Here is a 19,290-nt window from a genome sequence, read left to right as displayed (position 1 = left end):
GTTAATGCAATATTTGTTTAACAGGTGATCAACATTTGTGCAGCGTAGTTCACTTTTGGTGCAGTGTGCAGGCTGAAGGGTATCTATTTGGTGAATACGTCAGCCTCTTCACATTTTTTGGTAAGATGAAAGCTCTGGGAAAAAAGAGGGAGCCTTACATGGCGAATTTGCCCTGGCGGGTCAGCGTGCGCCTGATGGCTCTCGCAAAAAAAATAGCGATGGTCATCGGGATCATTGTGCTCGTTCTGCTTTCGGTGCGGGTTTATCTTTCGCAGCAGGGGCCAGCCCTGCATCACTGGCACACCTGGCGGGCTGATGAAATGTCCGTGCAGGAGATGGATAACGCGACCTTCGTAGCGTATGTCGCGCGGGAAAACGCCATCTTCACCGCTCTCGACGCTGAGGTGACGGCGAAAGTCACCCCCGCAGAGCGCACGCCGCTGAACCGTTATTACCGCCAGAGCCTGGTGTGGCCAGGACACTTTTCCCCGGATGCAAACCGGTCGTTCGTGCTGATGCCTGCCGGAAAGCCGCGCGGGGGGGTGGTATTGCTGCACGGTCTGACGGATTCGCCCTACAGCGTCAGGCATCTGGCAGAGAATTATCAAAAGCACGGCTTTGTGGCCGTAGTGCCTCGTTTGCCCGGACACGGCACGGCACCGGGCGCGCTGACAGACGTTGACTGGGAGGCGTGGCTGGCGGCAACGCGCCTCGCGGTTCGTGAAGCGACACGCCTGACGGGGAACGATCTCCCCCTGCATCTGGTGGGCTACTCCAACGGCGGGGCGCTGGCGATGAAATATGCCCTCGACGCCCTTGATGCGCCTGCACTGCGTCAACCTGAGCAGATCGTTTTGCTCTCACCGATGATTGGCGTCACGGCGTTTGCGCGCTTTGCCGGATTCGCCGGGCTACCGGCTATGTTACCGGCGTTTGCCAAAGCCGCGTGGCTCAACATTTCGCCAGAATATAATCCTTATAAATACAATTCGTTCCCGGTGAATGCGGCACGTCAGTCCTGGCTGCTTACCCAGGCGCTGCATGAGCAGATAAATCGCGGTGTTCATGATCACAAACTGGCGCAGCTTCCGCCGATACTTGCTTTCCAGTCGGTCATGGATTCAACGGTCAGTACCCGCGCCGTGGTCAGCGGGCTGTTTGACCAGCTTCCGGCAAACGGCAGCGAACTGGTGGTTTTTGATATCAACCAGGCCGGGAGTTTCCGTCCACTGTTCAGGCCATCATCCTGGACGGCGGTGGCTGACCTGCTGCCGGAGGCAAAAAGACGTTACAGTGTCACAATTGTGACCAATGCCAGCCCCGACAGGTTTGATATGGTGGCAAAGACAACGCCAGCGGGCAGCACCCGGGAAACGGTGATGCCGCTGTCGGTCGCGTATCCGCAGGAGGTTTATTCCCTGTCACATGTTGCTATTCCGTTCCCGCCTGATGACGATCTGTATGGCCGCCATCCTGCGGTGAAAAACCGCTACGGTATCAGCCTCGGGACGATAGCCCTGTGGGGAGAAACATCGGTTCTGAGCGTCGGCAAAGATGCGCTGATGCGCGTGACGTCGAATCCGTTCTACGACTATATGCAGACGCGGATCGACAGCCGTATCGGTGATAATTAAGCCCAACGTGGAATAGATTAGGTCACACCGGGGAACTGTGTTAAACAGTACCGTTCAGGCGTATACCCCATACCGGACCCCGTTTCTGTGCTGACAACTCTCATTTATCGAAGCCAGCTGAGCTTAACCTGCACCTCCGCAGCGTTAAGCGCGCTGGTTGAACAGGCCAGGATCCGTAACACGGAGCAGGGCATCTCAGGCATTCTTCTCTCCCGTGGACGTGACGTTCTGCAAATTCTCGAAGGCACGGAACAGCGCGTCGTCGCGCTTTTTAACTCCATCCGTGCGGATGACCGGCATACCGGCGTAGTGGAGCTGATGCGCGATTACGGCCCGCGCAGACGTTTCGAAGACGTGGGAATGCTGCTGTTTGACCTGGACGTTCAGACCCCGAAAGCGGTTCTGGCGTCGGTTCTGCATTACAGCAAGCTGGAAAGTTATCTGACTTCTGAGGAGCGGGTCTTCAAATTCATTCAGACCTTTATCACCGGTAAAACCGCTATCCCACCCGCTTCGGACTATGAGCCCGATAAATGGACGCTTTCGCGAGAGCGCGCGCCGTTTGGTAAAGGGTTAGGTCTGCTGGCGGGACAGCCCTGCCAGTTTGCGCTGCAACCCATTGTCGAGCCGTCCGAAGGCAAGATCAGTTCTCTCGAAGCGCTTATACGCGGAAACGACGGCGGCAGCCCGGAGCTTTTCTTCCGTAGTCTCGATCGTGAACTGATTTACGAAGTCGACCTGCAAACCAAAGCCTGGACCTTTGCGCTGGCGCAAAAGCTCGGCATCGGCAGCCACAAACTGGCGGTGAACCTGCTGCCAATGTCGCTGGTTAACGTGCCGGGCGCGGTAGAGTTCCTGGTAACGCAGATCAAAAAGCACAATCTACAGCCGGAGCAGGTGATCATTGAAGTCACTGAGAACGAGATGATTTCAGGCTTCAACCAGTTTAACAGCGCGATTAAACAGCTGCGGGCGGAAGGGGTTGGGCTGGCGATAGATGATTTTGGTTCCGGCTATGCTGGTCTTTCGCTGCTCACGCGGTTCCAGCCGGATAAACTCAAAATCGACAGAGAGATCGTCAGCGATATCCACCTGAGCGGGCCCAAGCAGGCGATTGTGAAGTCGATAATCAGCTGCTGCACCGATCTGGAGATTACGCTGGTCGCAGAAGGCATTGAGAAGATAGAAGAGTGGTGCTGGCTTGAATACGCTGGTATTCGGCGCTTCCAGGGCTTTTTGTTCGCCCGCCCGCAGCTCAATGGCGTGGGTGATATCCACTGGCCCCATCGGGTGGGTTAAGCAAATTTTCCCTCGCCATATTTCCCCGACACCCTGCCTGTGCTTAAATAGCTAAACCGGTTTAACATGATTTAGCTAAGAAGGTGATATGGAGACGATCTGGGTACTTGGCGATGCAGTGGTGGATCTGTTGCCCGACGGAGAGGGCAAACTGCTGCAATGTCCTGGCGGCGCACCGGCCAACGTCGCGGTAGGGGTAGCGCGTCTGGGCGGCAGAAGCGCCTTTATAGGCCGGGTGGGCGACGACCCCTTCGGGCATTTTATGCAAAAAACGCTTGCGGATGAGCAGGTTAATACAGAATGGCTGCGGCTGGATCCGCAGCATCGCACCTCCACGGTGGTGGTGGATCTCGATAACGACGGTGAACGTTCCTTTACCTTTATGGTTCGCCCGAGCGCTGATTTATTCCTCGACTCTGCCGATCTCCCGCCATTCCGCGCCGGGGAGTGGCTGCACGTCTGCTCTATCGCGCTCAGCGCCGAACCCAGCCGTTCCGCGACGTTTCTGGCGATGGCCGCGATCAGACAGGCGGGGGGATTCGTCAGCTTTGATCCCAATATTCGCGCCGATCTCTGGCACGATGAAGTCGAGCTGCGTCAGTGTCTTGAGCGGGCATTAGCCTGTGCAGATGTGGTGAAAATCTCGGTGGAAGAGCTGGCGTTCTTAACCGGAAATGCGCAGGTCCATGAGGGGCTGGCGGCGCTGATGCGCACCTGTCCGGCCAGGCTGGTGCTGGTAACGCAGGGAAAAGAGGGCGTCACCGCCTGGCAGGAAGGCGCGTTGACACACTATGCTGCATCACCCGTGGAATGCATTGATACCACTGGCGCGGGGGATGCTTTCGTCGCAGGGCTACTGTTCGGTCTGGCACGTTATGGCCAGGCCCGTCTCTCAGAGGTCATCACGTTAGCGCAGCGCTGTGGGGCGCTGGCGACAACCGCAAAAGGGGCAATGACCGCGCTGCCTTATCATCACGAACTGTAATTCACCTCTCCAGGCCACCATTCGGCGGCCTGAATTGTCGCCTCGATCACACTTACTAAAACGGTTTAGCAAAAAACATTGCCGATCTAAAATTCAACGGTTTAGTATCACCAGCCTAAACCGGTTTAGCAATTTAGCACTTTCACCGATAGTTATTAGGGATGCGACAAAATGTATAAAAAACGCAGACTTGCCGTGATGATAGGCATGCTGGCCGGCAGTACCTCTGTTTTTGCCCAGACGGATATGACCCGTATCGAAGCGCGCCTGGCGGCGCTGGAGCAGCGTTTGCAGGAGGCGGAAACTCGCGCGCAGGTTGCTGAAAAGCGCGCCACGGCAGCGGAACAGAAAACGCAGCAGCTGGTGGCTGCGCAGCAGGAAGCGCAAACCTCCACACAGGCGGTGGCGCAACGCACCACGGTGCTGGAAGAAAAAGCCGACCGGACAGGCGGTTTTGAATTTCACGGTTACGCCCGTTCCGGCCTGCTGATGAACGACGCGGCCTCCAGCAGCAAAAGCGGCCCTTATCTGACGCCCGCCGGGGAAACGGGCGGGGCCATCGGGCGTCTGGGGAACGAAGCGGATACCTACGTTGAGCTGAATGTTGAGCACAAACAGACGCTGGAGAATGGCGCGACGACGCGCTTTAAGGCGATGCTGGCCGACGGTCAGAAAACCTATAACGACTGGTCGGCAGACAGCAGCGACCTGAACATTCGTCAGGCCTTTGCCGAGCTGGGCAATTTGCCGGACTTTACCGGCGCGCTGAAGGGCAGCACCTTCTGGGCGGGTAAGCGTTTTGACCGCGACAACTTCGACATTCACTGGCTGGATTCCGACGTGGTATTTCTCGCCGGGACCGGTGGCGGCGTCTACGACGTGAAGTGGAACGATACGCTGCGCAGTAACTTCTCCCTTTATGGCCGTAACTTCGGCAGCGAAGAGGAGATCGACAACAACGTTCAGAACTACATCCTCAGCATGAATCACTTCGCCGGGCCGGTGCAGATGATGGTCAGCGGCTTACGAGCAAAAGATAACGACGACCGTAAGGACAGCAACGGCGATCCGATTAAAACCGACGCGGCCAATAACGGAGTACATGCGCTGGTTGGTCTGCATAACGAGAGCTTCTACGGCCTGCGGGAAGGTTCCGCCAAAACGGCGCTCCTTTACGGCCACGGTCTGGGCGCCGAGGTGAAAAGCATTGGTTCAGACGGCGCGCTGCTGTCAGAAGCCGATACCTGGCGTTTTGCTAGTTACGGTGTCACGCCTCTGGGCGGTGGCTGGCACATTGCGCCCGCCGTGCTGGCGCAAAGCAGTAAGGACCGCTACGTGAAGGGCGACAGCTATGAGTGGATCACGTTCAACACGCGTCTGATCAAAGAGGTGACCCAGAATTTCGCCCTCGCGTTCGAGGGCAGCTATCAGTACATGGATTTAAGCCCGGAAGGCTACAAGGATCGCAATGCGGTTAACGGTAGCTTCTACAAGCTGACCTTCGCCCCGACGTTAAAGGCGGGCAAGATTGGCGATTTCTTCAGCCGTCCGGAGCTGCGCCTGTTCGCCACCTGGATGGACTGGAGCAGCAAGCTGGATAACTACGCCAGCGATGACGCCTTTGGCAGCAGCGGCTTTAACGCGGGCGGGGAATGGAACTTTGGGGTGCAGATGGAAACCTGGTTTTAACCCTTCACGCTCCCGCATCGCGGGGGCGTTTCGAACACCATAAAAAGAGGTCAGGAAGAGGTATCTATGGATTTTAATCATATTGCGCGCGAGCTTATTCCGCTGCTCGGTGGCAAAGAGAACATTGCCAGCGCGGCACACTGCGCCACGCGCCTTCGTCTGGTGCTGGTCGACGATGCGCTTGCCGACCAGCAGGCTATCGGCAAGGTTGAAGGCGTGAAAGGCTGTTTTCGCAACGCCGGGCAGATGCAGGTGATCTTCGGCACCGGGGTGGTGAATAAGGTTTACGCCGCGTTTATTCAGGCGGCAGGAATTAGCGAGTCCAGTAAATCGGAAGCGGCCGATATTGCGGCCCGCAAGCTGAACCCGTTCCAGCGTATCGCGCGTCTGCTCTCCAACATCTTCGTGCCGATTATCCCGGCGATCGTGGCCTCGGGTCTGCTGATGGGCCTGCTGGGGATGGTTAAAACCTACGGCTGGGTTAATCCGGATAACGCGCTCTATATCATGCTGGATATGTGCAGCTCGGCGGCGTTTATTATTCTGCCGATCCTGATTGGCTTCACCGCCGCGCGGGAGTTTGGCGGCAACCCGTATCTGGGGGCAACGCTCGGCGGCATCCTGACTCATCCGGCGCTGACCAACGCCTGGGGCGTAGCGTCCGGCTTCCACACCATGAACTTCTTCGGTCTTGAAATCGCCATGATTGGCTATCAGGGAACCGTCTTCCCGGTGCTGCTGGCGGTGTGGTTTATGAGCATTGTGGAAAAACAGCTGCGCCGGGCAATACCGGATGCGTTAGATCTGATCCTGACGCCGTTCCTGACCGTCATTATCTCCGGCTTTATCGCGCTGTTGATTATTGGCCCGGCGGGACGCGCGTTGGGCGACGGGATCTCCTTCATTCTTAGCACCCTGATTGCCCACGCGGGCTGGCTGGCCGGGCTGTTGTTTGGTGGGCTCTATTCGATGATTGTCATTACCGGCATTCACCACAGCTTCCACGCTATTGAGGCCGGACTGCTGGGTAATCCGTCGATTGGCGTTAACTTCCTGCTGCCGATCTGGGCGATGGCGAACGTGGCGCAGGGCGGGGCGTGTCTGGCGGTGTGGTTCAAAACCCGCGATGCTAAAATCAAAGCCATTACCTTACCGTCGGCGTTTTCCGCGATGCTGGGCATCACCGAAGCGGCAATTTTTGGCATCAACCTGCGTTTTGTGAAGCCGTTTATCGCGGCGCTGATCGGTGGTGCGGCGGGCGGTGCCTGGGTGGTGTCGGTGCATGTCTACATGACCGCCGTTGGCCTGACCGCGATTCCCGGTATGGCTATCGTTCAGGCCAGCTCGCTGCTCAACTATATTATCGGCATGGTGATTGCATTTGGCGTGGCGTTCACCGTCTCTCTGCTGCTGAAATATAAGACGGACTCTGAATAATGACTTTAACTTCCCGCTGGCCTGCCGTATTGCAGGCCGTGATGCAAGGCCAACCGCGTGCGCTGGCGGACAGCCACTATCCGCAGTGGCATCCCGCGCCGGTGACGGGGCTGATGAACGATCCGAACGGCTTTATCTGGTTTGCCGGACGCTATCATCTGTTTTATCAGTGGAACCCGCTGGGCTGCAATCATCGCTACAAGTGCTGGGGACACTGGAGCTCAGCAGATCTGGTGCACTGGCAGCACGAGCCAATGGCGCTGATGCCTGACGAAGAGTATGACCGCAACGGCTGTTACTCCGGCAGCGCCGTGGATAACAACGGTGTGCTGACCCTGTGCTATACCGGCAACGTTAAGTTTGACGATGGCGGCCGCACCGCCTGGCAGTGTCTGGCGGTGCAAAATGACGACGGCACGTTTGCCAAACTGGGACCGGTGTTGCCTCTGCCGGACGGGTATACCGGGCACGTCCGCGATCCGAAAGTGTGGCGCCATGACGGGCTGTGGTACATGGTGCTCGGGGCGCAGGATCGGCTTAAGCGCGGCAAGGTGCTGCTGTTTACGTCAGCCGATTTACACACCTGGGCGTCCTGCGGCGAAATCGCCGGTCACGGCGTCAACGGACTCACGGACGCGGGCTATATGTGGGAGTGCCCGGATCTGTTTGAGCTTGATGGCACACACGTCTTGATCTGCTGCCCGCAGGGGCTGGCGCGCGAACCGCATCGCTATCTCAACACCTATCCGGCCGTCTGGATGAGCGGGGCATTTGATTATCAAACCCCTGCATTTACGCACGGCGAGCTGCATGAGCTTGACGCCGGATTCGAATTTTACGCGCCGCAAACCACGGTGGCAGAAGATGGCCGCCGCATCCTCATCGGCTGGATGGGCGTGCCGGACGGCGAAGAGATGCTCCAGCCTACGCGGGCGCACGGCTGGATCCACCAGATGACCTGTCCTCGCGAGCTGCGCTACCGCGACGGTAAGCTCTGGCAGACCCCGGTCCGTGAGCTGGAAACGCTGCGCGAGGATGAACACCACTGGCAGGGACGCGCCAGCGATGCCCCGGTGCTGGCGGGAGCGCGTCTTGAGTTCGAACTGAGCGCCTCGTGCGTGAACGTGGATTTTGCCGGCGCGTTGCGACTGATTGTGGATGATGCGGGGATCCGTCTGGAACGCGCCAGTCTGAAAACCGCAGACACGCTGACCCGCTACTGGCAGGGCACTGTTCATCATTTACGCGTGCTGTGTGACCGTTCCAGCGTCGAAATTTTCATCAATCACGGTGAAGGCGTCATGAGCAGCCGCTATTTTCCTGACCATCCGGCCCAGGTACGCTTCGAAGGTGCGTCCGACATCACATTACGCTACTGGTCGCTGCGCAGCTGCATGATAGAATAGAGGTTTTGGCAGCCGGATCTAAGTCGTTGTGAGAAAAACAAAACGCGTCACCATTAAAGATATCGCGGAGCTCGCGGGGGTATCAAAAGCCACCGCCAGCCTGGTGCTGAACGGCCGCAGCAAAGAGCTTCGGGTGGCGGAGGAGACACGCGAGCGCGTGCTGGCGATTGCCAAAGAACATCATTATCAGCCCAGTATTCACGCCCGTTCGCTGCGGGACAACCGCAGCCACACCATTGGTCTGGTGGTGCCAGAAATCACCAACTACGGGTTTGCCGTTTTTTCTCATGAGCTGGAGACCCTCTGCCGCGAGGCGGGTGTTCAGCTGCTGATCTCCTGTAGCGATGAAAATCCGGGCCAGGAGACGGTGGTGGTCAATAACATGGTGGCCCGCCAGGTGGACGGGCTGATTGTCGCCTCCAGCATGCTCAACGACGCGGACTATCAAAAGCTGAGCGAACAGTTGCCCGTTGTGCTTTTTGACCGTCATATGAACGACAGTACTCTGCCGCTGGTCCTCACCGATTCAATTACCCCAACCGCCACACTGGTGGCCGACATCGCGCGCAAGCATCCGGATGAGTTCTACTTCCTCGGCGGCCAGCCGCGGCTTTCCCCGACGCGTGACCGTCTGGAAGGGTTTAAGCAGGGGCTGCGTGACGCTGGCGTCGAGTTACGTCCGGAGTGGATCATTCATGGTAATTACCATCCGAGCTCCGGCTACGAAATGTTTGCCGAGCTTTGCGCACGCCTGGGCCGCCCGCCAAAAGCCCTTTTTACCGCCGCCTGCGGTCTGCTGGAAGGGGTGTTGCGCTATATGGGGCAACATAATCTGCTGCAAAGCGATATGCGTCTGGCCAGCTTTGACGATCACTATCTCTATGATTCTCTGACCATTCCTGTCGATACCGTTCGTCAGGATAACCGCCAGCTCGCCTGGCACTGCTTTGATCTGATTGGCAAACTGATTGAAGGGGAAACGCCGGAGCCGATCCAGCGTAAGCTGGATGCCACCCTGCAACGGCGATACAAGGCCGTGGAGTGACAGGGTAACGTATGAGGGGTACATCTATAACTTTAATTAATTAAAGATTGGATTCAGCCGATAACCAAAGGGAAATTATATCCCTGAGGTGTGTTATGTCGTTGAAAAAATCATCCCTGATTATCCTGTTTTCCCTGCTTTTCTTCTTTGTGGCCAGCACTATCACCAGCGTTGGGCTCATCATTAAAAGTAATACTTCGCTGGATAATGTGAACAAAGAAATTCAGGTTGTCCTGTCCATTATTGATCCCATTAACCACAGCCGAACCCTGCGCGTCAGGGTTATGGAGTATGTGAAAATGGTGGAAGCGGGGGACGCTACCGACCCGTCTGCGAAACTGGCCTCGGTTAAAGAGGCGCTGACCAAAGCCGATAGTGCATTTTCGGCGTTTATGGCCTCGCCGCGTTTGCAGGAAGAAGCCCCGCTGGTCACTGCCTACCAGGAGGCGTGGCAAAACTACCGTAACCAGGGACTGGCACCGCTGATTGCCGCTGCCGCCGCTCACGATGTGTCGCGGTTCAACGCTCTTATTCCCGTGGTGTCTCAACTCGATCGCCAATATGAAATTGTGCTCGATCAGGTTCTCTCCGTTCACCAGAAGTACGCCAAAACGCTGAACGAGGATGCGAGTCATAATTTCGTGTCGGGTCTGGTTATTATCGCCTGCATTGCGGTGCTGTTCGTGGTGGTTATCTTCGCCGTCAGCCTGCTGATGAAACGCGTGGTCTTTGCGCCGGTGAACCTGGCGCGCGAGCACTGTCGCCAGATTGCGGCCGGGAAGCTGGACGTACCGGTACCGATCAAGCGTGATTCCGGGAATGAAATCAATCACCTGATGTCCTCGATGGAGCAGATGCGCCAGGCGCTGCTCTCCACCATTTCTCAGGTGCGCGACGCAAGCCACACCGTGACGCATGCGGCGCAGGAAATTGCCTCCGGCAATATCGACCTGGCCTCCCGTACAGAGCAACAGGCTTCGGCCCTGACCCAGACGGCCGCCAGCATGGAAGAGCTGAGCGCGACGGTGGCGAATAACACCGACAACGTTTTCCAGGCCGGTAAGCTGGTGCAGGATGCCGTGAAAAATGCCCATACCGGTGAAGCGGTAACCCGTGAAGTCATCGAAACGATGAATACTATCGCGTCCAATTCGAAGCGTATTGAAGACATCACCAGCGTCATCAACAGCATTGCTTTCCAGACTAATATTCTGGCGCTAAACGCGGCCGTTGAAGCGGCGCGTGCTGGCGCGCAGGGGCGAGGATTTGCAGTGGTAGCAAGTGAAGTGCGCACCCTGGCACAAAAAAGCGCGGTGGCGGCGAAAGATATCGAAAGCCTTATCGCCCAGTCTGTTTCCAGCGTGAAAAACGGTGCACAACTGGTGAATCGTTCGGGAGAGGTGATTGATTCTATTATCAGCTCTGTGAATAAAGTGCATACGCTGATGGAACAGATTTCGGTTGCCTCAGAAGAGCAGAGCCGCGGGATTGGTCAGGTTGGGCAGGCCGTAACGGAGATGGACGGTGTGACCCAGCAGAACGCGGCGCTGGTGCAGCAATCCGCCGCCGCCGCGGCCTCGCTGGAGGAGCAGGCGCAGCAGCTGTCCCAGAGTATCTCGAGCTTTAGTTTGCCTGCTACGGCGTGATGTTCAGAGAGGCTCCTGAGGGAGCCTTTTTAATGTCTGCATGTAGCCGCTGCACAATCTCCTTCAGCCATTACTGTTATCCGTACAAAGCCGCTATCACATAAATTTTATCTTTCCCCGGCAATATTTCTGTTCCTCATCCGTCTACCTCATCAGAGACCATAATCATTCAATATAAACGAGGTACACATGAGAAATTTTGATATGCACGGAAAAGGTCACGGGCGTGGTTTGGGCCGCCATCGTATGGGTAAGGGCATCGTGATTGGCACAGTCCTGTTCGTGGTGCTTGGCCTGCTGGTCATGTCCCTGTGGAACGCGTTGCTCCCGGCCATCCTGGGGGTTAAAGCCATTGGCTTCTGGCAGGCGCTGGGGATCCTGCTGCTGAGCCGCATTCTTTTCGGTGGGCTGGGTTTCCGTCCGGGCATGTTCGGTGCGCACCGCCGTATGCACGAACAATGGATGAATATGAGCCCCGAACAACGTGAGGCCTTCATTCAGCAGCGTCGGGCGGGATTTGGGCGCCACGGTCATTGCCGGTGGCACGATGGCCGGGATGAAAAGCGAGATGATAACGGTGCAAAAGCGCCGGAAGCCGAGTGAGCGATATGAAAGCCGGTGAGGTGGGGCAATCATTACTGATCTCGGCACTCAATGCCTGCCGCACGCGGCTAAAAGCCTTCATTCGCGGAAGGACTGCGGTTCGTGATGATGTCGATGATATTCTTCAGGAAGTGACCTGGCAGTTGATGAAAGTGGAACAACCGGTCGAGAACGTCGCCGCCTGGCTGTTTCGCGCCGCACGAAATGAGATGATCGACCGGGCGCGAAAAAAGCACGAGGTTTCACTGCCGGGGTACCTGACAGCAGATGACGAGGACTTTCCGGAGCAGGAGATTGCAGAAACGTTATTCGGCGTACCGCAAACGCCGGAGGAGGAGTATCTCAACATGCTGCTATGGGAAGAGTTGGGGCAAGCCCTGTCGGAACTGCCGCCACCTCAGCGCGAGGTGTTTGAAAAAACGGAATTTGAGGGCTACAGCATGAAGGTGCTGGCAGAGGAAACAGGCGACAGTGTGCAGGCGTTATTATCCCGCAAACACAAAGCCGTGCGATTTTTGCGTAGTCGCCTCAAGGATATTTATGAAGCGTTGACAGGGCAATAAACTTCGACCACTCTGAAAAACAATATTTTAGAGGGGTCGTTATGCTTCAACGGTTAGCAAAGAAAAAGGTGCTGTTACTCTCTGCTCTGATGGTTTCGGGGCTGGTCAGGGCAGAGGAGTCGCTTCCGGATGTGGTGAAGCACTTCAGTGAACAGCAGGACATCAAGATCATTAAGAAAATTGACGCCCCCGGCGGCGCGCCAGCGTGGCTGGGGCAATATCAGGACATGGGCGTGACGCTCTTTCTGACCCCTGACGGAAAGCACGTCGTGTCTGGCTATCTGTATGATGAGAAGGGAACCAACCTCAGCGAGGCCTTTTTCCAGAAAGAGATCTACGCCCCGATGGGCCGCGAGATGTGGAAAAAGCTCAATGCGGCGCATCCCCTGAAGGAGGGCGCGGAGAGTGCCCCGCGCAAAGTCTTCGTCTTTGCCGACCCGTTCTGCCCGTACTGCAAGCAGTTCTGGGCTGAAGCGCAGCCGTGGGTGAAGGCTGGCAAGGTCCAGCTCAACACGCTGCTGGTTGCGTTTCTTAACCCGAACAGCGGGCGTAACGCCTCCGCGATCCTGAATGCGAAAGATCCGGTGTCGGCCTGGAAAGCGTACGAGCTGTCCGGCGGTAAAAAGCTGCCGAAACCTGAAGGAGCGGCGTCCCGGGAAACCGTTGAGATCCTGCAAAATCACCAGACGCTCATGGACAGTCTCGGCGCGAATGCCACACCGGCTATTTATTACCTGAATGAGCAAAACGAACTGCAACAGGTCGTGGGTATGCCAGATGCAAAACAGCTTGAGGCAATGTTCGGACCGAAGCCGTAAAAAGAAAGGCAGAAACAGGACGTTTCTGCCTTTTTTCAGTCAACTACCCCAGCGTCCCCGGAGGTAATTTACTGCTTCCTGCGTCTGCGGCTGGTTAAGATAGTCTTCACGGAACAGGATGGTGCCCTTAACGTCTGGCAGTGAATCATTGAGGTCGAGCTGTTTTTTCAGCTCCGGTACGCCGCCGTTCACCGTCCAGTCCGGTTCGTTTCTGGAAGGCGCGCCCACTTTGTAGAACGCGATCCCGATATACAGACGGGTATGGGTTGGTTTCACCACGTCAGCCCACCATTTTGTCAGCACATCGTAACGTGCCGCGTCGCGGGCGAAGGGCCAGTAGATCTGCGGCGCAATGTAATCCAGTAATCCCTGCTGTACCCATTTGCGCGTGTCAGCGTAGGATTCATCATAGGCTGCGGCGCCGCGCGTGTCCGAGCCTGCCGGGTCGAAGGAGCGATTGCGCCAGACCCCCGCCGGGCTGACGCCAAATTCGACCTCAGGTTTAGCCTGCTTGATCGCCCTGGAGACCTGCACAATCAACTGCTGCGTATTGTGTCGACGCCAGTCCGCTTTTGACGCAAATCCTTCGCCATAGCGCCTGAAGGTCCAGGCATCATTCAGGGGGGAGCCCGGCGTCTCGGTGTAAAAATAGTCATCGAACTGAACGCCGTCGACAGGGTAATGATTTACCACTTCCATCACCACCTGGGTTATCCAGTCCCGCACCTCGGGAATGCCCGGGTCGAGTACAAAACGATCCCCCGAGGTGCGGATCCACTCCGGATGCAGGACGTACACGCTCGAAGGATGAAGCGACGAGGTGCGGTTAAGCGCGGCGATGGTCGACGGCTTCGTGTTGGTGGAAACGCGGTATGGGTTAAACCAGGCATGAACCTTCATCCCACGCTTGTGCGCTTCATCCAGCATAAACTGAAGCGGATCGTAACCGGGATCTTCCCCGATAGTCCCCGTCAGGGTATCTGACCAGGGCAGTATTTTAGAAGCCCACAGCGCCGTACTGTCCGGTTTTACCTGAAAGAAGACGGTGTTGATCCCAAGATTTTTCAGCTTATCGAGCTTGTCCGTCAGCGCCCGCTGTTGCTGGGCGATGCGCTGGTCCGCGCTACGGCCATTCACCGATGAAACGGGAGGCCAGTCGAGACGGGAGACGGTCGCCAGCCAGATCCCGCGCATGGGTTCTTTAGTCTGCTGTACAGGTTTCGCCTGCGGCAGCGGGGTTACGAGTGATTTAGGTGGTTTGGAAGTGCAACTTACCAGTAAAAGCGCGCAGCCAAGCAGCGCGCCAGTCCGTTTTACGTGTCGCATCATTTGCGTGTTAGCTCCTGGGTGTCCGGCTATCCGTCCAGGGATTAAACGCCGGTTCGTCCTGTTCCCCGTTACCGTCATCGTGAAGGGAGTCGAGGTAGAGGGCTTCAACTTCCGCCCGCGCCCATGGGGTGCGGCGCAGGAACTTCAGACTCGATTTAACACTCGGGTCCTTGCGAAAACAGTTGATTTTGATTCGGTTGCCCAGTTCATTCCAGCCATATCGCGCAACCAGCGCGTTAACCTGCATTTCGAGGGTTACGCCATGCAAAGGATCGTTGGAAACATGTGCTGTCATAGGCGTCCGGTAGTCTCATTTTTTATGGGGATGTGATAAACGCTCAAAGGTTACAAGAAAGCAGGGGACGCGGCAATTTCAGCGTGAGGTTCTTCACCCGTGAAGGGTGAAGAAGATTTTCCGGTTAACGCTATTTTTTAAACAGTTCAGGTGCCCACGGCGTTGGGTCTACCTCCATAAAGGGCGCACGCTCAAAGCGGGACTTCAGCGCCCAGGGCACCGTACAGTCGAAAATCGTTTTGCAGGTGATCCCGTTGCCACGAATGGAGGGGCTGTAGTCCGGCGCCTGAGACGGATCGAGCTGGTGTCCGCGGATCCCCGGCAGATGGGTGATGCTGACATCGCCCTGCATACGGGTCGTCATCGCCCACAAGATGTCGTCGCTGTCGAAAATATCCACATCTTCGTCGACGAGAATAATGTTTTTAAGCTCGGAATAGGTGGCTAACGCAATGAGAGCCGCCTGACCCTGACGCCCTTCGTCAGAGGGCTGGCGTTTTTTCACCTGCAATACGCCAAGGAACTTGCCGCCGCCAGCGGTATGCGCATAGACGTTTTGCAGAAAACCGGGGATGGCTTCTTCCACCGCATTACGGATGCTGGCCTCCGTTGGCAAACCGGCCAGCGTGGTGTGCTCTTCGCCCGGTCCTACCAGGGTTTGCAGGATCGCCTGATGACGCATCGTGACGGCCTTCACTTTGATTACCGGTAAGGAGGGGTTAGCCTCCCCGCAGTAGCCGGGAAATTCCGGCATCGCGTGCCCGGTGTGGGTATGCTGATCTTCTTCTACGCGCACGCCCGGCAGCAGTTCGCCTTCGAGGATAATTTCCGCACGCGCAATCGCTTTTTCATTTACGGCCACACCCTGCACCAGCTCGACGGGGGTCTGACGTAACGCACCGGCGACACCCAGTTCGTTGTAGCCGAAGGGCGTGGTAGGGGCTTCGAAACAGGCGCCAATATAGATAGCGGGATCGAGACCCATATTGATCGTGACCGGCAACGGTTTGCCCGCCTCCTCGGCTTTCTTACGGAACACTTCAATATGGCGGCCCGCGGCAAGAAACATGGAGAGCTCATCGCGCTCCTGCACGCAGAGACGGTGAATAGTGACATCGGTCAGTGAGGCATCTTCCGGATCGCTTGCCAGCACCAGCCCCAGACAGAAGAACGGACCGGCATCTATCGGCGTGTTGGTCGGTGCCGGAAGCAATTTACGCAGATCGAAGTCCGGATAGTCGGCATAAAACACCTGTTCCTGACACGGCGCCTGTGCCGCCGGAACCACAACGGGAGCAATCGGGTTTTTCACGGCCTGGCCGACATGTTTTGCCAGTTCAGAGGGATCGCAGCCCAACAGGAGCGCCGCCCGCTCGCGGCTGGCGTGCATTCCGACCAGAATACGGGAGTCGGGGTATCCCTTAATAGCGTTAAACATCATCGCCGGGCCAATGCGCGTCGGACGTTTTACCGTGCCGCCAGCACCAATATGCCGGTACACACCCGCCAGCTCCGCGTCAGGATCGACCGGATGGCTGGTTTCAAGGTATTGACCTTCATGGCGTTTTAGCAGTTCGATAGCACTTCTGAGATCGTTGATGTGGTTTTCCATATTTTTCCCTCCTCGGATGAATGCATCCATTCTTAACCGGACGAAGAGGGCTATCAATTGCATCATTTATGCTATTTTAATATGAATTTTATTATCAATAATAAAGGCATGGTATGCAGTTTCGACTGATGCGCAATTTTATCGTGGTGGCGGAAGAGCTTCACATGCATCGAGCGGCGGAGCGCCTTAACATGGCGCAGCCCGCGCTGAGTCAGCAGATAAAAACGCTTGAAGATCGTCTGGGGGTAATGCTCTTTAGCCGGGCGAATCGTCGCCTGACGCTGACGCCAGCCGGTGAGGCGTTTCTCAGTAAAGCCAGAGTCGCGATTTTAATGACCGATCAGGCGATTCTGGATGCCAGACAGACGGCCAGAGGGGAACAGGGCGTGCTGAATCTCGGATGTGTTTCAAGTGCGATATTCGACAGTAAGCTGCCCGCCGCGCTGCGGCTTTTACATGAGAAATGGCCCGCCATCAGCCTTTCCATGATGACGGGAAATGTGCAAACCCTTTATACCGGCGTGCAAAGCAACCAGCTGGATGTGGCCATTATTCGTGCCCCGTTACCGCTGCTGCCTGACGATCTGCAAAGCCGTCCTTTCACAACGGAAAAAGCCGTGCTGGCCTTACCTCGTCAACACAGCCTGGCGGGCTCCGCCGCGCTGACGCTTGCGTCGGTGAAAGAGGAGAAGTGGATCGCCCTGCGCGACCCGGAGGGGATGGGGCTGGAGCAATATTTCTATGATGCCTGCCACAGCGCGGGCATACAGCCTGACGTTGTGCAAAATGCCACCGATGTCCCCACGGTGATAAGTCTCGTCTCGGCAGGGTTTGGCATCGCCATGCTGCCGGCTTCAGCGAAGGCGATATGCGTACAAAACGTCGTCTTTGTGGATATTCTTGACCGACTCCGGGAGAGCGAGCTGACGCTGGTTTGCCACCGGATTATTCGCTCTGAGGTGCTGAAAAAATTGATGAGTATCCTCGATCATACCTGACGTCCGGCGGCCTGAAGAAGCTGTTCTCGCAGCCAGCGGTTAGCCGGATCCTGGCTGTTTTTCGGGTGCCAGTACATACCGATGACGATCGGCGGGAGATCCAGCGGCGGCGTTTGCGTAAACCGTAGCAACATGCGTCTGGGTAAGGTGCAGAGCAAATCGGCACCGGCAACAATCGCAGGCGCCATCGCATAGCTTTGCGTCGACATCACTACGTTACGCTGGTGGCCAAGCCCCGCCAGGTGCTGATCGACAAAGCCCGCGAACGGGTCGCCCTCGGATGAAACCACCAGGTGGGAAAGGCTACAATAGCTATCCAGATCCATCGGACTCGTACCGCGCGGATGGCCTTTTCGCTGGGCTGTGGCATATTCATCGTCAAACAGCTTGCGTCTGACCCATGCATCGTGCGCCACCGCGTTAACGCCGACATAAATATCCACATCGCCATTTTCCATCTGCGCTGGCAGCAGTTGGGTTTCCGGGAGCGCAAAACGCAGGCGGATACCTGGCGCCGCACTGCTAATCTGATTCTGCAACTCTGCCCCCAGCATCAGCGCCGGGTTCTCGTGCAGGGCAATCACAAAGGTGCGGTTGCTGTTCTGCGCGTTAAACGTGGTGGGTTCAAGCATCGCCGATATACCCTGCAAAACCGTCGCGACCTGCGGCCTTAACCCCTCGGCGCGCGGCGTCGGTAACACCCCACGTCCGTGTGGGGAAGGGACAAACAGCGGCTCACCAAACAACACGCGCAGGCGCGCAAGGCGGCCAGACATCGCCGGCTGGCTGATGCCCAGCCGCGCGGCGGCATGGGTGATATTCTGGTCCCTGAGTAACGCATCCAGCGTCAGGATCAGGTCCATATCCATATCGGAGGGGGACATCTTATTTTGCGTCACGGTTGGTATAGGTCACCGGAACCCACGCGTAGCCGTCCCGCTCACCTTTCGTCACATAGCCGATCCCGGGGAAAGGCAGATGTGGCGCCGCAATCAGCGCTTTATTTTTCACAAACTCAGCGAAAGCAGCGTTGCGCACCCGGGCGGCGCCGTCCTGATCCTCATCGTAAGCAATCGTCACGTTGGGCTGTGGGAACTGAACCGCGGCAACGTGAATGATGTCGCCGACAAAAGTCATTTTTTCACCTTTGCTCTCCAGCGTGTAGAACGCGGAGCCTGGAGTGTGACCCGGGTGAACCGTACCGCTGATGCCCGGCAGAAGCTGTTCCGTGCCGGAGAAGGTCGTCACTTTTCCGGCATCCAGATAGGGCTTTAAGGTCTTGTGCGCGACGTCGAAGTAGTTCTGGTCATAGCCAGACTTTTTCTGGTTCTCGTCGTTAAAGAAGAAATCGATATCCGGTTTGCCGACATACACCTGCGCGCGGGTAAACACGCGCTGACCGTCTTTAACCAGGCCGCCAGCGTGATCGGAGTGAGCATGGGTGATCAGAATATCGGTAATATCTTCGGGTTTGATGCCCTGGGTCGCCAGGCTCTCAATCAGCCGCCCCCCTTTGCCGGGGCCAAACAGCTGACCAGAACCGGTATCCACCAGAATTTTGTGGCCGGGGATGGCGATATAGAACGCGTTAATCGACGCTTCCACCGGATTGGCCTGGAAGTTTTTAGCCAGTAACGCATCGGTATTTTCCGCCGTCGTCCGGCGCAGTAAGGCGTGCAGATCCTGCGGCACGCTCCCGTCCGTAAAGGCGGTGACAATCGTATCGCCAACCTGAACGCTGTAGCCGCCAGCCTGCTGTTTCACCACATGCTGCGGAACGCTGGCCACCGCGTGGATAGCGGGAAAGAATAAAACCGAACCGGCCAACAGGGTTGATATCGCAAGTTTTTTCACAGTAAACATGATGGGCTCCTCAATAGTAAGTTCATCATAGTTCAACTGCGATTTTTGAGAACCGCCGGGAAGTGAAT

17 protein-coding genes are annotated in these 19,290 nt (G+C 56.8%); 12 read left to right on the top strand and 5 right to left on the bottom strand.

The window, feature by feature from the left end:
• Nucleotides 1-158 precede the first annotated feature (158 nt).
• From ACOTXL_RS01495 to dsbG, 11 genes are all read left to right on the top strand, one after another.
• Nucleotides 159-1,634, top strand: a complete 1,476-nt coding sequence (locus tag ACOTXL_RS01495) for an alpha/beta hydrolase (RefSeq protein WP_032658471.1) — start codon at nucleotides 159-161, stop codon at nucleotides 1,632-1,634.
• Nucleotides 1,635-1,721: 87 nt separating this feature from the next.
• Nucleotides 1,722-2,933, top strand: coding sequence for a diguanylate phosphodiesterase (locus ACOTXL_RS01490; RefSeq protein ID WP_045349990.1), 1,212 nt, complete (start codon nucleotides 1,722-1,724; stop codon nucleotides 2,931-2,933).
• An 88-nt stretch (nucleotides 2,934-3,021) separates the two neighbouring features.
• The gene (locus tag ACOTXL_RS01485; RefSeq protein WP_023314175.1) at nucleotides 3,022-3,918 is read left to right on the top strand and encodes an aminoimidazole riboside kinase; all 897 of its coding nucleotides are present in this window, start codon (nucleotides 3,022-3,024) and stop codon (nucleotides 3,916-3,918) included.
• Nucleotides 3,919-4,089: 171 nt separating this feature from the next.
• On the top strand, nucleotides 4,090-5,607 hold the full coding sequence (locus ACOTXL_RS01480) for a carbohydrate porin (protein WP_045349988.1): 1,518 nt from the start codon (nucleotides 4,090-4,092) through the stop codon (nucleotides 5,605-5,607).
• A 66-nt stretch (nucleotides 5,608-5,673) separates the two neighbouring features.
• Nucleotides 5,674-7,044, top strand: a complete 1,371-nt coding sequence (locus tag ACOTXL_RS01475) for a sucrose-specific PTS transporter subunit IIBC (protein WP_045349986.1) — start codon at nucleotides 5,674-5,676, stop codon at nucleotides 7,042-7,044.
• Nucleotides 7,044-8,450: a sucrose-6-phosphate hydrolase gene (locus ACOTXL_RS01470; RefSeq protein WP_045349984.1), complete on the top strand. Its 1,407-nt coding sequence runs from the start codon at nucleotides 7,044-7,046 to the stop codon at nucleotides 8,448-8,450. Before ACOTXL_RS01475 ends, ACOTXL_RS01470 begins: the two co-directional genes overlap by 1 nt.
• A gap of 28 nt (nucleotides 8,451-8,478) precedes the next feature.
• The gene (locus tag ACOTXL_RS01465; protein ID WP_045349982.1) at nucleotides 8,479-9,495 is read left to right on the top strand and encodes a LacI family DNA-binding transcriptional regulator; all 1,017 of its coding nucleotides are present in this window, start codon (nucleotides 8,479-8,481) and stop codon (nucleotides 9,493-9,495) included.
• A 95-nt stretch (nucleotides 9,496-9,590) separates the two neighbouring features.
• Nucleotides 9,591-11,141 carry a methyl-accepting chemotaxis protein gene (locus tag ACOTXL_RS01460; RefSeq protein WP_045349980.1) on the top strand — a complete coding sequence of 517 codons (1,551 nt, stop codon included), beginning with the start codon at nucleotides 9,591-9,593 and terminating at the stop codon, nucleotides 11,139-11,141.
• Nucleotides 11,142-11,330: 189 nt separating this feature from the next.
• Nucleotides 11,331-11,744, top strand: a complete 414-nt coding sequence (locus ACOTXL_RS01455) for a hypothetical protein (RefSeq protein ID WP_032609233.1) — start codon at nucleotides 11,331-11,333, stop codon at nucleotides 11,742-11,744.
• Complete coding sequence (locus ACOTXL_RS01450) at nucleotides 11,741-12,307, top strand: RNA polymerase sigma factor (RefSeq protein WP_045349977.1); 567 nt, start codon at nucleotides 11,741-11,743, stop codon at nucleotides 12,305-12,307. Before ACOTXL_RS01455 ends, ACOTXL_RS01450 begins: the two co-directional genes overlap by 4 nt.
• A 41-nt stretch (nucleotides 12,308-12,348) precedes the next feature.
• The gene (gene dsbG / locus ACOTXL_RS01445; protein WP_022651212.1) at nucleotides 12,349-13,125 is read left to right on the top strand and encodes a thiol:disulfide interchange protein DsbG; all 777 of its coding nucleotides are present in this window, start codon (nucleotides 12,349-12,351) and stop codon (nucleotides 13,123-13,125) included.
• 39 nt (nucleotides 13,126-13,164) lie between these two features.
• Here dsbG and ACOTXL_RS01440 read toward each other — a convergent pair whose 3' ends face one another.
• The 3 genes from ACOTXL_RS01440 to ACOTXL_RS01430 form a co-directional block, all read right to left on the bottom strand.
• Nucleotides 13,165-14,454, bottom strand: a complete 1,290-nt coding sequence (locus ACOTXL_RS01440; protein WP_023314168.1) for a glycoside hydrolase family 10 protein — start codon at nucleotides 14,452-14,454, stop codon at nucleotides 13,165-13,167.
• A gap of 7 nt (nucleotides 14,455-14,461) precedes the next feature.
• Nucleotides 14,462-14,749 (bottom strand): VF530 family DNA-binding protein, encoded by a 288-nt coding sequence (locus ACOTXL_RS01435; protein WP_003857097.1) that lies wholly within the window; start codon nucleotides 14,747-14,749, stop codon nucleotides 14,462-14,464.
• Between the two features lie 130 nt (nucleotides 14,750-14,879).
• Entirely contained in the window at nucleotides 14,880-16,361 is a 1,482-nt protein-coding gene (locus ACOTXL_RS01430) for a UbiD family decarboxylase (RefSeq protein WP_045349975.1), read from the bottom strand.
• Nucleotides 16,362-16,474: 113 nt separating this feature from the next.
• Between ACOTXL_RS01430 and ACOTXL_RS01425 the strand changes: the two genes are divergently transcribed.
• Complete coding sequence (locus tag ACOTXL_RS01425) at nucleotides 16,475-17,359, top strand: LysR substrate-binding domain-containing protein (RefSeq protein ID WP_003857101.1); 885 nt, start codon at nucleotides 16,475-16,477, stop codon at nucleotides 17,357-17,359.
• Here ACOTXL_RS01425 and ACOTXL_RS01420 read toward each other — a convergent pair.
• Both ACOTXL_RS01420 and ACOTXL_RS01415 read right to left on the bottom strand, forming a co-directional pair.
• A complete protein-coding gene (locus ACOTXL_RS01420) occupies nucleotides 17,350-18,243 on the bottom strand; it encodes a LysR family transcriptional regulator (RefSeq protein ID WP_045349973.1) in 894 nt (297 codons plus the stop codon). The genes ACOTXL_RS01425 and ACOTXL_RS01420 overlap by 10 nt on opposite strands.
• A 1-nt stretch (nucleotide 18,244) precedes the next feature.
• Nucleotides 18,245-19,222, bottom strand: a complete 978-nt coding sequence (locus ACOTXL_RS01415; RefSeq protein WP_023324665.1) for an MBL fold metallo-hydrolase — start codon at nucleotides 19,220-19,222, stop codon at nucleotides 18,245-18,247.
• Nucleotides 19,223-19,290 lie beyond the last annotated feature (68 nt).

It is taken from the genome of Enterobacter cloacae complex sp. IR5402, assembly GCF_049238125.1.
Taxonomy (GTDB): domain Bacteria; phylum Pseudomonadota; class Gammaproteobacteria; order Enterobacterales; family Enterobacteriaceae; genus Enterobacter; species Enterobacter hormaechei_C.
Note: the sequence above shows the minus strand (reverse complement) of the source record. Positions and strands in the feature narration are given on the sequence as shown.

Excerpts from the sequence above, each read along its gene's own strand:
- ACOTXL_RS01425 (WP_003857101.1), top strand. The coding sequence starts at position 16,475 with ATGCAGTTTCGACTGATGCGCAATTTTATCGTGGTGGCGGAAGAGCTT.
- dsbG (WP_022651212.1), top strand. The coding sequence starts at position 12,349 with ATGCTTCAACGGTTAGCAAAGAAAAAGGTGCTGTTACTCTCTGCTCTG.
- ACOTXL_RS01485 (WP_023314175.1), top strand. The coding sequence starts at position 3,022 with ATGGAGACGATCTGGGTACTTGGCGATGCAGTGGTGGATCTGTTGCCC.
- ACOTXL_RS01460 (WP_045349980.1), top strand. The coding sequence starts at position 9,591 with ATGTCGTTGAAAAAATCATCCCTGATTATCCTGTTTTCCCTGCTTTTC.
- ACOTXL_RS01475 (WP_045349986.1), top strand. The coding sequence starts at position 5,674 with ATGGATTTTAATCATATTGCGCGCGAGCTTATTCCGCTGCTCGGTGGC.
- ACOTXL_RS01480 (WP_045349988.1), top strand. The coding sequence starts at position 4,090 with ATGTATAAAAAACGCAGACTTGCCGTGATGATAGGCATGCTGGCCGGC.
- ACOTXL_RS01440 (WP_023314168.1), bottom strand. The coding sequence starts at position 14,454 with ATGATGCGACACGTAAAACGGACTGGCGCGCTGCTTGGCTGCGCGCTT.
- ACOTXL_RS01415 (WP_023324665.1), bottom strand. The coding sequence starts at position 19,222 with ATGTTTACTGTGAAAAAACTTGCGATATCAACCCTGTTGGCCGGTTCG.
- ACOTXL_RS01420 (WP_045349973.1), bottom strand. The coding sequence starts at position 18,243 with ATGTCCCCCTCCGATATGGATATGGACCTGATCCTGACGCTGGATGCG.
- ACOTXL_RS01430 (WP_045349975.1), bottom strand. The coding sequence starts at position 16,361 with ATGGAAAACCACATCAACGATCTCAGAAGTGCTATCGAACTGCTAAAA.
- ACOTXL_RS01495 (WP_032658471.1), top strand. The coding sequence starts at position 159 with ATGGCGAATTTGCCCTGGCGGGTCAGCGTGCGCCTGATGGCTCTCGCA.
- ACOTXL_RS01455 (WP_032609233.1), top strand. The coding sequence starts at position 11,331 with ATGAGAAATTTTGATATGCACGGAAAAGGTCACGGGCGTGGTTTGGGC.
- ACOTXL_RS01435 (WP_003857097.1), bottom strand. The coding sequence starts at position 14,749 with ATGACAGCACATGTTTCCAACGATCCTTTGCATGGCGTAACCCTCGAA.
- ACOTXL_RS01470 (WP_045349984.1), top strand. The coding sequence starts at position 7,044 with ATGACTTTAACTTCCCGCTGGCCTGCCGTATTGCAGGCCGTGATGCAA.